Below are 15492 nucleotides of genomic sequence, written 5' to 3'. Positions count from 1 at the left end.
GTGCAAGGAAGGGTCAACGGGTACCGGGCAGAGTCCGTTAGCGCGATCGAGGGGACCGTTCACGGCCACCGGTTGCGGATTGAGGACCCCGAGCGCCTCGACATCCCCTTCGTGCCGTTCGGAACCCGGGTCCACGTCCTCACCGAAACGCAGCTCGCCGACGGCGTGGGGGCTCCCGACCAATCGGTGACCCCGCTTGCACAGGCGAGTCCCACCGAGCGGTCCCCTGAGGGCTGGCGGGCGGTGGATCAGGCACCTGGTCGGCTGCACGCCGGGGACATGATCCGCATCCGCCGCGGCGACGCCAAGACCATCCGGTACGAGAACGTCACCGTCCACGACGGTCCCGACTACGCGGGCTGGTACGAGGCTGTCGGACCCCATAGCCGCTTCTCGATCACCACGGTCGTGGCGGTACCGGAACCGGACACCTGGACAGCCCCGGTCACCGAGGGCACCCTCCCCGGACTCGAGCTTGCTCCCGCCAGCCCGTCGCCGGCGCGTCCACCCGCGCCCCGGCCGGAACCTGCCCCACAGCAGACCGCCCTGCAAGGGGTCCAGCGTGACACCCCGCAGGCCCCGGATCCGCTCGCCGAGAACGACCCCGAGCCAGGCACCGCGCCCTACCGAGAGTGGCAGGAAGGAGACCCTGCTCTCTTCATCTCCCCGCACGGGGTCCTGAGTAGGGGCACCTTCCGGGAACTGCAGTGGCCACTATGCGTCATCACCGGGGACGACGGGGCGGAGAGCCGAGTCCCTGTCCGAAACGCCTGGTACCACGACGACCGGCCGCTCCAACCTCCCGCGTGGGCGGACGAGGTACCCGAAGGCTACGGACTGGTGAAGGCCTCAGAGCTCTCCATCGGCGATGTTGTCCTTGAGCTCAACGACCGTGTGCCTGGGATCGTGTTCGAGGCGCCCCGTGTTGTCGTCGGCGACTTCATGGAGCCAGGCGGGCTACTCCGTCTGTCCCTCAGTGCGATGAACGGCAACAGCGGCCATTCCCTCCGAGCCGCCCCGCACACCGCAGTACCCAAGGCCCAGACAAGCACACTGGTTAACCGGGCTGCGGCGAAGATGATGCAGCCCGCGTTCCAGAAGGCCCGGGCAGCTGCCGTAGATCTCGCCGAGGGCTTCGCCGAGCACACCGTGCAGGCCATGGCGGACACCACCGCCGGGCGCCTCCCGCGGTTCCTCCGGCCCTTTCCGTCCGTCGAGGGCTGGGCCCCGGGCGACACGGTTGAGGCGTTCACCAGCGATGGCGTCCACATCCCCTATGGCCACATCACCAAGGGTGAGCACGCACGTGCCTGGTGGGTCCGCGACCCGCAGGGACATGATCACCTCGCTCCTCAGGGGCGGATCCGTCGCACCCCGGCGCTGGCGCCGATGCCCGAGCCCCACTGGGCCGCTGAGCTTCCGGCCACCAGCCGGGTCCTGCGCGCCAACGAACTGCAGCCAGGTCAGATCGCTCGCGAAGTCCGCCCCCAGTTCGCCGGGAACAAGCTGTTCGGCCCGGCCTGTCTCGTGGTCGGCACCGGACCCGAGCGCCAGGAGTCGCCGAACCTGCGCCTCTACACCTGGCATCCCGAAACCGACCTTCCGAGCTCGACGGCCGGCCAGCACTCCGACGGCGTCCACCCCCTCGCCGAGTACGTGGTAGACGCAGGCCCCGACGAGGAGGAACTGGCATCACGCCTCCTGGGTGAGCTCCGCGTCCGGAAGCACCAGGAGCTGGCGGCACTCCGGGCGCGGATCCTGGCCGGCGACACCGACGTACCCGCGGACCAGGAGGCCGCCCAGATCCCGGACGGAAACTGGCAGCCGGTTGTCGGCAGCGACCTCGACCTCCAAGGCGGGGAGATCGTCAGGGTGCGCCACGGCGCCTCGGTTCTCTCCACGCGGATCGGCCCCCTCACCGGAGGCGAGCACTACCAGAGCATCGACCCCGGCTTCCCGTTCGTCTTCAGTGCGGCGAGCATCGTGGCCATTCCATCAGGGACGCCAGTCCCGTACCGAGCCGGCAGCAGGTCAGCCAAGCGCCAAGATCGTCAGGCCGCAGGCCAGGTACCCGGCCAGGAGCAGATCGACTTCAGCCTTCGCACACCGCCGACCGCGCCCGCGGCGGAGGAGCCCGAGCAGCCCACGGGGTCCGCACCCGCTGACACTGGCGCAGGCACCGTATCAAGCGGCGAAGCCCGTAGGGAGGACCTGTCTGCCGACATCGGGGGCCGCACGCACGATGCCCCGCCGCTTCCCCCCTTGGTACGGATCCAGCACCACCACCAGGACGCTGCCGCCATCACGGTGGACGGACTGCGCTTCTCCGCACAGTTCCACCGCGACGCCCACGGGTCCGGCCAGTGGAAGCTCTCTCTCGGAGACACGACCCCCATCGCCAGCGCCGTCGACGTCGACAGCCTGGTGCCGGAGGCCGTTCGCCACGCCGCCGAGCTGTTCCAGCTGCCGGCCGATACCAGCCGTTGGCCCGACGTACCGGTTCAGGGCAACGAGCAACACCAATGGCTCCCCGGCCCCCGATTGCTCTTCACCACCGGCGGCCGGACCTACGACATCGGCACCGACCAGATCCTGCACATGGTCGCGGTTGACGGTGCCGGCCTCGTGGCGGACAGCGAAGAGGAGATGCTGCACGTCCTGCGCCGCCACGCCACTCCCCGCAGGGGCACCGCCGTTGAGTTCCGTCGGACTGGCCCCGTCGACCATGAGCCGATCCCGGGGAGCTGGGTCTACATCTCGCTCGACCCCAGTACGGGACGCAGCGAGTACAGGATCCGTCAGGAGGACGGGGCGGGCCTAGTTCCCTTGGGTGGAAGCAGGTTCCGCCAGGCGACACCCGCGCCTGCCGCCGACATCGCCACCGTGCCCACCGACCGGGCCGACGCGTTCGTCAACCGGGCCGGTTACCGCACGGCAGGCACCTGGGAGATCATCAACGCCACCACCAAGCGCGCCCCACTCACCTCTGCGCCGCGCCAGCACGCACCGTCACCCGCAGGTGCGGCAGCCCTCGAGCAGAGCGTCACCCCGCCTGCCGTGGTGCTGTTCCGCGCCGCCGTCCAGGTCGAGCAGCAGCTGTGGATCGAGCACACCGACAACATCACGCAGGTGCACGGCGCCGATCCCAAGGACAAGGAGTTCGAAGGGGTCCGCAGGGGAGTCGGGTCCTTCAAGCGCCTGGCCGACGAGGGAACCCTGCAGTCGTGGGGACTCCCATCGAAGTGGAAGCAGCGGGTCAAGCGCGACGAGCGGGTCACCTGGCTGGTCGAGCGCCTCGCAGATCTCGGCCGCGAGATTCCCGTCTACCTCAGCGAGACCGACCGGGCAGCCGCACTGCAGCCCGGGGGCCGCCACAGTGCCGCACTCGAACAGCTCGGCTCGGACGAGCGCCGGCGCCTCGAATCCGCCACAGCAGACGACCGTGCTCGTCGCTGGTCACCCCTCGACTTCGAGCCAGGCGACGAGGTTCTCCTTGCCCGAGGCTGGTGGAAGACCGTCCACGCCGTAGAGGCAGCCTCCCTCGACGCCGGCGACTCCGAGCCGGTCCGACTGGGACGGGTGCTGGCCCGTCGCCGGGCGGGGAAAATCACCTCCGCCGACTCCCCGGCCCCCGCGACCGGTCACGCCCGGCCGGGCTCGCTGGACACCGCCAAGATGACGTCCGCCGAGGTGAACGCAGAGCTTGCCAGTAGTCTCACCCTGCCCGCGGCCGAACCCTCCCACGAGCGCCAGATCGAAGGCCGTCGTACGCAGTTGGTCGAGCGCGCCGAGCACCACTACAGCCTTAACTCACGCCGCGAGCAGGAGCGGGCCCGAGTACGAACCTGGCTGGCCAACCCAAGTCAGGCTCCCGCCCACCTGGTACGGGTCACCAACGACGACGGTGTGCTCATCGGCTGTGTCATCCCCGCCGGCAACGACTACCAGGCCATGGGCGTCGACGGCGTCTCCGCGATGGACATGATCTTCGGGACTGTTCCGGACGCAGTCGTGGGTTGCCACGAGCTCCACCATCGACGCCAGGAGCTGACACCCGACGGTTGGACCTCCGTAGGCTGGTCGCAGGTCGCAACGGGCGAACCCGCCCGGCTCCCGTTGACGCAGATCACCCCCCGAGGAGAGGTCACCGTCGCCCCGGATCGTTGGGGTGAGCCGTTCACGCTGCACACGGTGGAACGGGCCCCCGACGGATCCCTGACCATCCACGGTGACCGACGGGGGCAGGCGTTCAGCGAGCGCGTTCCCGCTGACACAGCCAGCCTCGGGACCTGCCGACCCGCCGCCGAAGGGGCCAACAAGGACACCACTGGCCGTGCCGGGCTCAGCACAGGAGCCCGCGACTTCGGGCTGAGCGCCGACCCGACCCCGTCAGCCGCAGAGCCGCCCGCGGTGGACCCCAACGGCACCCAACCCTTCGTCGCCGCCGACGCACCGCGCACGACACCTGCCCCGGAGGCGGCGCAGGAATCCAAGGCGGCCCGCCCTCCTGTTCCCGCCGATGTCGAAGGCGACGAACCCAGCGCCGCCGAGTCGGAAGAAACGTCCGATGGCGCCCTCCGCGGGCAGCTGGGCCTGGACCTGGGCTTGGATTTCAACAGTGACGCCCCTGTTCCACCGGAGGGCATGGCGATTGTCGACACCGGTGATGGCTACTGGACCATCACCCGCGCTGACAACGCCAAGTTCACCGTGGCGCGCGACGTCATCGAGGACGGCGATCCGCTGGTCCTGGTGGAGTCGGATGGCACCATCGTGACCAGCTCACCCCAGTGGACGGCGATCTTCGCCGCCGCTGCTCGACGCCCCGCTCGTCCAAACTCCCAGCAGGGCGAGCCTGCGCACGAGGAACCTGACGATCCTGATCTGCCCCAGGAAACCCTGATCTCCCAGACGGAGGCTGCGGAGCAGCAAGACCGAATGGTGCCTGCGGCTCCTGACGGAGCCTCACCCGCGTCGGAGGCGGGATCCGGAGCCGAGGAACCCGATACGACCCTGGACAACCCCGCTCCCAGCCCCTTCGAGTTCGGCGAAACAGTCCACGGACACCAGGGCTTGGTCGGCACGTTCATCGGGGTCGACGCCGAGGGCACCGCCCTGGTCCGCGCCCAGGACGGCGGCCCGCTCACGCCTCGCCCGGTGGCCGAACTGTGGCGGCCCGAGGGAAGCCCGGCGCCCCAACGCTCCAGGGAGCACTGGCCTGCCGCCCTCGCCCGAGCCGCCACCGCCGAGGGCATCGACGTCGAGGAGGGCGGCGCCCGTCTCTCGCAGCTCGACGAAGCTGCCGGCCACGGCTGGGTCACCGACGCGGACGGCACCGTCATCGGCTGGATCCGCGCGCGCACCCACGCCTCCGGCCGGACCATGTGGTGGGGACAGGACGCCCGAGGTGGCAACCCCTACTTCATGCAGTGGCACGACGCCATGCCGGACACCGCCGGCATCCCGCAGTTCCGGGCGGCGGAGGCCGCCGCCTACGACCACTACCGGAACCTCGGCAAGGACAGGCAGCCCACGCTCGCCGGCGATGTCACAATCGAGCTGGAACTGACCGCCGCACGCGTGCGCGAGATCAGCCTTCTCAGTCTCCCCGCGGACGCCGACAACCCCATCGCCTCCGTCGCATTCCGGCCCGGCACCTTCCGCAAGTACTTCTTCAGCGCCACACAGATGCGCACCTACGCTGAGGTCGCCCGCACGGCGGCCGACACCATGGGCAACGACACAGCCGACAGCCGGCGTCGCAAGAAGGTCCTCGACGGTCTCGCGACATGGCTGCAACGCCAAGCCCACGAGACGGAAACCACCCTCGTCACCCTCCCGCGCCCAAACGAGGTCGACCCCTGGGCCACCCCTCACCACGATGCCAACCGGCCCCCTGCACAGACCGAAGCCACCGAAGCCGACCCGGCGGCCGCCATCCCCACCGCGCAGGCTGAGGCCGTGGAAGCCACACCCCTGCCCAGCCCGGCCCAGCCAGGTTCCGCCACAGTGACAACCCAACCCTCAGAAGGGGGCACCGTGGACCAGGCACGTCCAACCCCCGACGGTGCCCGCCAAGCCATCGGCCAACCCGGACAGACTCTCACCCCCCGCGCAGCCCAAGTCACCAGCTCCGACCTCCTCAAGGGGGCCAACGGACCGCTGCTCCGTGTCCGACTTCGCACACCCGCAGGCCTGCACCTGGTGCTGTGGAACCCTCAGGGCGGAGCCATCGCCCCGGGTGACGAGGTCATCGTCAGCGGAATCGTGGCCAAGCACAGCACCTTCAACGGAGTGCTGTGGACCGAACTGCGCGGATCCCGCGTCGAGCTGGCCGCCGACGCGCACGAGCGCGCCACAGTCCGGCAGGCCGCACCCGCCGGATGGACCGCAATCACCGGCGACCGCGTCGCCCCGCAGCTGGCCGTCGGCGACCAGGCCCGCGTCGTCGACCTCGACGGCCCCTACGCCCGGCCCGACGCGCCGACCACCGTGCACAGGCACGCCCCGAGCAGGACTCGGGAGGCTGTCACCGCCTACAGCTCGGTGACCGTCGAATCCGTCACCGAGAACCCGGCGGGAGACCGCTACACCGGGAGAACCCGCCACGGACGCGAGCTCACCTTCGCGGCCTCTGACATCGCCGCTGTCAAGCCCTCACCCACCACAGCATCCTCCGTTCCCCCCACCCAGCCGAACAACCCCGCCCCCCCGACCCACGCCCAGCCTCAATCTCAGGACCCGACCCCGCCCAGCACCGCAGACCTGGCCCCCTCCGAACGGAGCCGTCTGCGAGCCGCCCTCGCCGCCCTGCCGTTCAACCGCCGAGTCGCGACGTGGGCCGCACGACCTCTGCAGGCAGACGACGAAGTCCTGATCGGCGACAATGACTGGCTGCGCGTCGCCGACGCCAACCCCAACACCCTGCGCACCACCGACGGCGGGTTCCACAACGTCGCCTCCGTGTACGCCGTACGCCGCGCCAACCTCATCACCACCGCCACCGACACCACCCCGCTCCCGCCGAAACCCCTCGCCGCGCCGGAACGAGCGGCGGAACCGAACCTTGACGAGACCGGCCCGTTCTCGGACCCGCTCGTCCTTCTCCGCACCCACCAGCGGATGCGGCATGCGTGGGATCTGCTCGAGGCAGTCATCCGCAAGCACGAGGTGGCGTCGGAAGGGGCCGCCAAGGTCATCTTGGAGAACGACCCTTCGGTGTTCGCCCCCGGTCTTCCCATCACCGGTGCGAAGGCCAGCAAGCAGTCCCCGCAGGCAGTGGTCGCGGCAGCCCGCATACTCGCCGGCCACCCGGACGAGAGGACCCGGCAGACCGCGCTCGCCACTCTGCGCGGCGCCGTGCGCGACGACCAGCACACCGTTCGCAGCCGTGCACGAAAGGACACAGGGCACGCCAACGCCTCCGTCCGCCGGGCCGCCCGAGACCTGCATGCCCTCACAGAGCACCTCACTGAGCGCCTGGACGCGACGCCAGAAGTCGAGCTCACGGCACTGCTCGGCCGTGCCAGGGCGTGTGCCACCGGCCGCGACGTAGAGGTCCCCGAGGGCTGGGCGTATGTCGCGGTTCCTGGGGAACTCGCCGACGGCCAGGAGGTCCGCGTCCAGAACGGCGACGGCACCTACAGCGTCGCGCGCCTGACGGAGGCCGGCCCCGGCCCTTGGCAGAGCACCGACCTCTTCACAGGGCGGCCACGTACCGTCGACGCCGGCTCCGTAGTCGCCCTGCACGTGGACCAGGCGCCCGAGGACCCCCGTGCAGTCGGCGATGACAGCGATCCTGTCGATGTCCTCAACCGGGCCGCGTCCGGTGTATGGGGCCACACCATCGCGGACCTCGCGCTGGGAACCGCCGAACAACCCGTCGGCCCCGGCCGCGCGGCACAGGATCTGCGGGGCCTCGCCACCTACCTACGCACCTGGGGAGCGGCCGTCCCGGCCCCGATCGGCGCGGCTGCGGCCCCGCCGCCGCAGGACGAGGGCGGCGACGAGCCGTTCTTCGAGGACATCCACGACCTGCGGGAGCACTACCAGCGCCTCTCCCGCCCTGATGCCAAGGACCAGCGACTGGCCCGGATGCGCTATGAAGAACGCAACCGCCTGGCCAGTGACGAGCACTTCTCCCTCTCCCCGGGCGGGCGCTTGGTTATCATGCGAGCCGGCGGCCGACCCGTGTCCGGGCGGGCAAAGCGCGGCAACGCCATCGAGTGGGAGATCAGCCGCCCGTACTTCCTGGAGAAGCTCAGCAACCTCGGCACCATCAGCACCCGCACCCACGCGGAGATGATTGCCGGCGCGCTGGAGTCCATCACCAACGCGGACGGCACACCGTTCGCCTGGGACGTCCCTGAGGTCGAGGAGCTCATCAGGCAATTCCGGGACGGCGAAGGCCGCAGCATGGCCGAAACCGTCGCCCACACGCTCGCCATGACGCCCGCCCTGGACGAAGACGGCGAATTCGCCCGGACCGCGGCCCGGCTGCGTGCGCGCCGCGACCCCACCGCACTCCGGCTCACTTCGCCTCCGGCACCGGCCCAGACCGCCCCATCGCCAGTGCCGGCGTCGCCAGTGACCGCGCCCGCCACCCCCGACGTGCAACCGCCCGCGACACCGGACCGGGAACCCGCCCCCGCCGTGTCAGGGCCGACAGCCACACCCGACAGTGCCGTACCCACCCCTGTCGAGCAGGCCGCGAGCCCGGCGCCGCCCGCCGGACCGACGCTCGGGAGTCCGTCAAGCGAAACCCCGCAACCCGCACCCAGCGACCAGCGTCACGTCGTGCCCACCACCGCCCCGGCGACACTTGAGGCCCCAGCAACCACACCCACACAGGAAGCCCTGATCTGGGAGATCTCCGACCGGCACCCCAGCACCCCTCCCGCGAACCTCGACACCACCACCAGCCACTGGCCGACCCTCCAGACCTGCGGCCACGAGCACCGCAGCGCCTGCCTGTGCTGCGACCACCGGGGGCAGGTTCGCCCCGACGAGGCGAGCGCTGTCGCGGACTCGCTCGATCACACCCACCCGGGCTGGCGCACGACCCCTGTCTTCGCACCCCCGTTCTGGAACGACGCCGTCACTCCCCAACGTCGGCTCCGCGACATCGAGGCTTGGACGAGGGCCGCCCAACGCGTCCTTCCCAACGGCTGGATCGACTCCGGCGGCCCGGTCCGTGTGCACGGCGCCGAGCCGGAAGCCCTCCCTCCTACCGGCGGCACGGGCCGCTACCAGGTCGTCACCGGCGAGGCCGTCCAGGTCGCGATCATCCGTGAGAAGGCTGGCCGTGGCGTCCTCACATTCCCACCCACACCGGGCCGAACCCGGCCGGGCAACGAGGAGGAGGCGCGCGCCATCCTGGCCTCGATTGCCGACCAGACAGACAACCAGCAGCGGCACGATACGTTGCGCCTGGCCCACCAGGCGAAGGCGCTCGACCCCGTCGTGGACGGTCTGTTCGGTGCCTACCAGGCGGAAGGGGGCTGGAACCTGATCCCCTCCGGCGGAGCCCTCACGCCCCTGCCCCCGACCCTGCGGCGGTTCGAGTCCAAGGGCGAAGCCCTGCAGTTCGCCAACCGGGTCGCGATCCTCCTCCACACTCCACCACTGGCCGGGGCCAACCCGCCGCTCGACTTCGCGGACCCGCAGTTCGAGGAAGCTCTCGCTCGGCACCTCGCAGACATCGGAGCCCACCCCTCGACCCTGACGCACCTCCTCCTGGCCACCCGTGCGGGGCTGGACCGGGACCACCAGCGCCACGGCTCCCGCTTCGTCCGCGAGTGGACCACCTACGAGGACAACCCCACCCGCGCCGCCGCCCCGGACGGACACGCCTGGGCCGACGAGCTCAGGCCAGGCGACTGGATCGCGATCACCATCGCCGGCCACCCCACCCGCCGCACCGCGCTCGTCGTCGACACCAGCACAGACGCCCTCGGAGCAGTTCGCCTTGAACTCGACCTCGACGGCACCGCCACGGACCACACCGTCGCCCGCAACACCCCCATCGTCCGCACCACCGCCCCCCGGCAAGCCGGCCCCGAGCAAGCCGAACAGCCGGCCGCCCAAGCCCTACCCGACCTCCCCGGGCCCGCCACGCAACCCGACGCAAGCGCCACGGCCACGGTCGAACCTTCCATACCGACAGGCCCTGACCTTCCCGCGACCACCGATGCGGATGAACCGCCAGCAGCAGACACCAGCGTCGGGGATACGCAGCCTGCACCGACCGCGCCCCCCGAGACCGAAGGGGCACCCGGGACATCCCCTGAACTGGAACCGGACACGATCGAGGGAGCGACCCCACCGCAGACGAGCCCGGCGCGGACTCCTGAAACGGAGCCAGCCACAGGCTCATCACCGAATGACGGCGCCACCGCCTCGCAGGTCCTCGACAGCCCGCTCGACACTCCTGAACCCCTCAGCAACCAGGAGCCGGAAGCTGAAGCGCCGGCCGCAACCGAGAACAGCGCGGCGACGGTGCAGGCCGCGCTGCTCGCCAAGCTCGAAGAATTCCAAGACATCTGGGACATCGATCCGACCATGGTCCGCCACCTTCGGGAAGCCGCTCCCGGGCCGGTCATCGACGGGCAGACCCTGTTCATTGCGGTCACCGGAACCCCCCAGGTTCCGACAGCCACCGCGGCCCTGGGCCACCCGCCCGGCCCCGAAGCCGCGACCTGGACCGCAGACCGCCTCCGATCCACCGACCCGATGGACCTTCTCGCCGCACTGAGCACCACCCCCGAGGCCGAACCCAGCTCCCGCACGACCAGCCCGTCGACCCCGCCGACACCCGCAGTGCCCGCGCCGCCCGGCCCGCCCAGCATGGACCGGCACCACCAGGTGCTGGAGGCCGCCCAAGCGGCGCTCGTCGCCGCTCTACGCCCGAGCGTCCGCGCGGAACCCGCCCGCCGCTACCTCGCCGAGCGCGCTGTGCCCGCCGACGGCGTCATCTCCACCCACTGGGGCATCGGCTTCGCGCCAGGCTCCGCGCACCTCACCGACACCCTGCGCGCCCAAGGCTTCACCGACGCCGAACTCCTGGCCACCGGCGTCAGCGCGGAGAAGGACGGCCGACTCTTCGATGCCCTGCGCAACCGGATCACCTTCCCCATCCTCGACATGAACGGCCGGGTGATCGCGTTCACCGGGCGCGCACTGCGCGAATCCGAGTCGGCTCGTAAGTGGATGAACACCCGCAACACCACGCTCTACACCAAGGGCAAGGCCCTGCTCGGCCCGGGCCACCACCGCCATGCCTTCGCCGGACGCGGGCCCTTCGTCATCGCCGAAGGCGCCTTCGACCTCGTCGCCATCGGTGAGGCCCTGCACCGAGACAACGACCATGCTCCGATCCCCGCCAGCCCGTGCGGAACCGCCCTCACCGAGCAGCAGGTACGGGCCCTTGCCGCAGTCGACAGCCAACGCGACATCGTTTTGGTCTTTGACCCCGACGAGGCCGGGGACAAGGCACTGCGGGCAGCCTGGGAGCTGCTCAAGGGCTGGCGGGGACGCGTGTACGCGATCCGGCTCCCCGCAGGTGATCCGGCCGTGCCCAAGAACGATCCGGGCCGAATCTTCCAGACACAAGGCGCCGACGCGCTACGAGCCCTCATGTCCAACAACCTCCAGCCGGCCCTCGACGCCGTCCTGGACGCGGAGGTCGCGGGCCTGCTCAACCACCCCACCAACTCCTGGCAGGCCTCCGATAGGGCCGTCGAACTGATCCTCGGAACCCGCGATCCCCAGCAGATCCCGTATCAGTTTCCGCGCCTCGCCGTTCTCGGGCTGGACCTGGAGACGCTGGCACAGGACCTCGAACGCGAACTTTCCCACTTCGCCGACGAAGCCCTGCGCGACGACCTCATGCGCGAACTGCGCGCCACTCAGGCCGCAACCACTGCGGACTCCGCCGGCATCCAGCAGAGGCCGACCATGACCACGCCCGAAGCCACTTCAGCGTCCCGGCCCGAAAGGCAAACCACCCCACACCAGGACGGTTCCCACACCGAACCCGACGCCGAACCGACAACTGCCGCAGCGACACAACCCCGCGTCCCTGCACAGGTCGGATCGGATGCGTGGCTGGAGTACTGGGCCGAGCACCTGCCCCCCGCACTCCCCACCAGCGTCGCCCCCCTCGAAAGCCGCCAGTTCCTCAACCTGGTACGCGACCTGGCCTTCCGGCTCGCACCAGGGCCCGACCACGTGCCCGGACTTGAGGAGCAGGTCCTTGAAGCCGCCGCGATGTTCGCCCGAAGTGAGGGCGACCAGGCCGTACGGCATCTGGTGGCCGCCGCCGGCGACCACCCGCGCTACGAGGAAGTCGGTCGCCTCCGGCAAGTCCTTCGCCAGGCCGACTCCCAGCAGCCCGCACAGCAACTGGAGCGGCCAGATCCCACGCCGAAGGAGGAACCGAGCATGACAACTCCCATGATCCCGGGCCGGGGCGGCCGACCCGGTGAAACGAACGGCCACCTCATGGGAAGCCCCGACGGTCCGACGTTCGCCGCAGCCCGCGAGCTGAACGTCCACGAGCTCAACCGCACCGACCTGACGGCCGACCAGCGACTTGCACTGCAGGAACGTTGGATCCTCAATGCCCAAGCCGAGGACAACGAGTACCGCGCCGTCTACGGAGAACCCCTTGACGGAGTCTTCCCCGGCACACAGCGCCGCGTGTTGATCGACCGCGACTTCACCGCCCCCGATCCGGCCCAGCTCGTGGCAGGTGCCCCGGCCGGCCAAGAGCCCGTCCGCGCCCGACTCGTACTCGTCAGGCACCTCACCACACGAGCAGCCCAGGAAACCAACGCCCGCCCCGACGTCGCGGCCGCTTTCCGCGACACCGCCCAGCAACTCCGCCTGGAAGTCACCGGCCGCCCGTCCGACCGGCCAAACGCCCCCCAGTACCCCACGACGCCGGACGGGCTGCTCGACACGGCAACCCGGCTCATCAGGAACCACGCAGGCTCCGCTTCCCCACTCGTGCTCACGGACCAGCTAGGACTTCACTACACGGCGGCCGAGAAGCTCCTGGACCTCCTCGAGCGGGCCGGCATCGTCGGCCCGCTCGTGCCGGGCGCCGGGCTTCGCACCGTCGCGCACGTCCAGAAACCCGACACCCAAGCGACCGGACCCGCCCCACAGCCGCCGCCCCGAGCCCCCGCCACCGGCACCCAAGCGAAGCCGACAGCCGGCCACACCGCCGAGCCAAGCGGGCCCACCAGCCACGCAACGCCGATCGACCAGCTCACCGACGCCGCCGCCACCGCGATAGCCGAATCGGCAGGCGATACTCAGAGCGCCACCGAACGGGTCCAGAGCCTGCGACGGGAGGTCGCCGCGCTCCGCACCCACGTCGAGCAGATGTTCACCCCAGAGGACGCGGCCGCCGCCACCCAGAGCACCGCTGCCCCGGAGAGCCCCGCAACCCTGGCCGAGGCCATCGGCACAGTCGAGCGTGACGCCGCCTGGTACCTGACCATGCCTCAGTGGCTGCAGATCCAGGCCATCCAGGCCGCCGCCCTGGATACCTGGACGACGATCAGCGCGCACCTGCAGACCATGCCGGGGGACGTACGTCTCGAACAGCTGGCCCGGGCGGTCACCGCACTCGGTGCCCAGGGCATCTCCACCGCCGCGTTCAGCCTCGCCCACGAGCTCACGGCCCGCGGCTACGGCGGATCCCCGGCCTGGACCGCCCTGCGCAACCTCTACCGCGCCGCCGACGCACTACGTGCCCGGGTCCTGGGACACAGCCCCTCCCCCCACGTCAGCCAACGGCAGATCGCCATTGAAAGCGCCTTGCAGGACTTCGCCAAGGAGACGCGCGCCCAACGAAGCCAGGAAACCTCCGACACACCACCCCACACCCAGGCCGCGCCAGCACAACCGCCAGCAGAACCCGCCGCCAACCCCACTGACAACCACGGACTCACCTGGCGACAGAACGCCACCCACGGCATCGGCACCTGGCTCACGGACGCAGACCGCCTGCTCGGCCAAGCCGGAAACCTCGCGTGGGACGGAATCATGTCCCTCTGGAACCGCATGTCCGACGCTCTCCAGGCCGCCGTTGATAGCGGCGACAGGTTCGCAACCGACCTCCGCTCCGTCGGACTCTTCAAGACCCTCTGGCTGCGCGCCGTCGAGAAGATCAGCGCCCTCCTCGCCAACTTCACCGACCGCCGCACGAGCAATAGCAAGCCCCCCACCCGCATCGACGTACTCGCCCGCGGCGCCCGCCACCGTCTCGAAGAGCATCGCGAGCATCTGCGCGGGACCCTGTCGCCCGACCACGTCCGGCCCGAGGGCTACTACGACGACACCTCCTTCCTGAGCCGCTCCCGGGCCTCCCAAACACTGCGTACCGAGCGGCGTGTGATCCTCGACGAACTCCAACAGCCAGACCTTGCCCCCCACCGGCGATTCGGCCTTCAGGAGCGCTGGATCCTCAACGCGCACAGCGAGGACAACCTCGCCCGCGATCACGCCCAAGCCAGCGGTACACCTAACCCTGCCGGGGAGAGCCAGCTCCCCCTTCCCCCACACGCGGGCCTCCGGGAGCCCTCCGACCTGGTCGCAGGCGCCCGACCCAACCCCGAGCCCATCACCGCCCGCGCAGACCTCGCCAGGCACCTCGAGGCCCGGGCCGCCCAACTCGCACCGAGCAACCCCGAGACCGCCCGCCTCTTCAGCGACGTCGCACAAGGCCTACGTCTGGAGATCACCGGCCGCCGCCAGGCACTCTTCGACCAGGAGCCGATTCCACCCGAGCGCCTCCGGCGCGCCGCCCGCATCATCGCCGAGGGCGCACCCGCCTCACCCCTCCTGCTCCGAGACCGGCTCAACCTCAGTTACAGCGCAGCCGAGCACACCCTCCAGACCCTCGAACGCACAGGTGTCGTGGGTCCGCTCCCGGCCGGCCAGCCAGGAGCGGCTCTTCGCCCCACTCTCATCGGGCCCAACCAGATCGCCAACCTCGACCACCTCATCACCACCGCACGACCCGCCGCCCCCACCCAAGAACCCCCTGCCGACCCCATACCCCTCGCCGACCTCACCCCAGAGCAGATCCGGTCCACACTTCGCGCCTTCGCCACCGAACAGCTGCGCCGTGTGGGGCCGGACACCCCCGAAGGCAAGAGTGTCGGAGCCCTTCTGGAGAGGTTGGACGCCAGGCCGCTCGCGCCGACCACCCGCAACACTCAGAACAGGGCTGCTGCGCCCCGCGTACTGGATGCGCTCAGGGCCGCCGCGGCAACTGCGTCAGCCTCACAGCAGGACACTGCGGTCATGCAGCAGTTGGTGGAGGGAGTCCTCCAGGGTGTCGCGTCCACAGAGCAGGCTGCCAGGCGCGGCCAGAACGGCCAACCCGGCAGCAAGCGGCCGGCTAAAGCCGGAGCGCGGCAGGTTCAGCAGACACGTCCACAGCAGCGTCCCTCCGGGCGCGGAGGACCGACGGCCTAA

Annotated in this window: 1 protein-coding gene (only partly in view); it reads left to right on the top strand. The window is 70.5% G+C overall.

The window, feature by feature from the left end; all coding sequences use genetic code 11:
- Window positions 1–15492, top strand: the end of a protein-coding gene (locus ACFWIC_RS28915; RefSeq protein WP_380520371.1) for a DUF6349 family protein. The gene continues 18426 nt to the left of window position 1, outside the view; only the last 15492 of its 33918 coding nucleotides appear in the window; the start codon falls outside the window, past its left edge; the stop codon is at window positions 15490–15492.

Origin of the sequence: Kitasatospora sp. NPDC127035 (genome assembly GCF_042726075.1) — a bacterium.
Classification (GTDB): domain Bacteria; phylum Actinomycetota; class Actinomycetes; order Streptomycetales; family Streptomycetaceae; genus Kitasatospora.
Note: the sequence above shows the minus strand (reverse complement) of the source record. Positions and strands in the feature narration are given on the sequence as shown.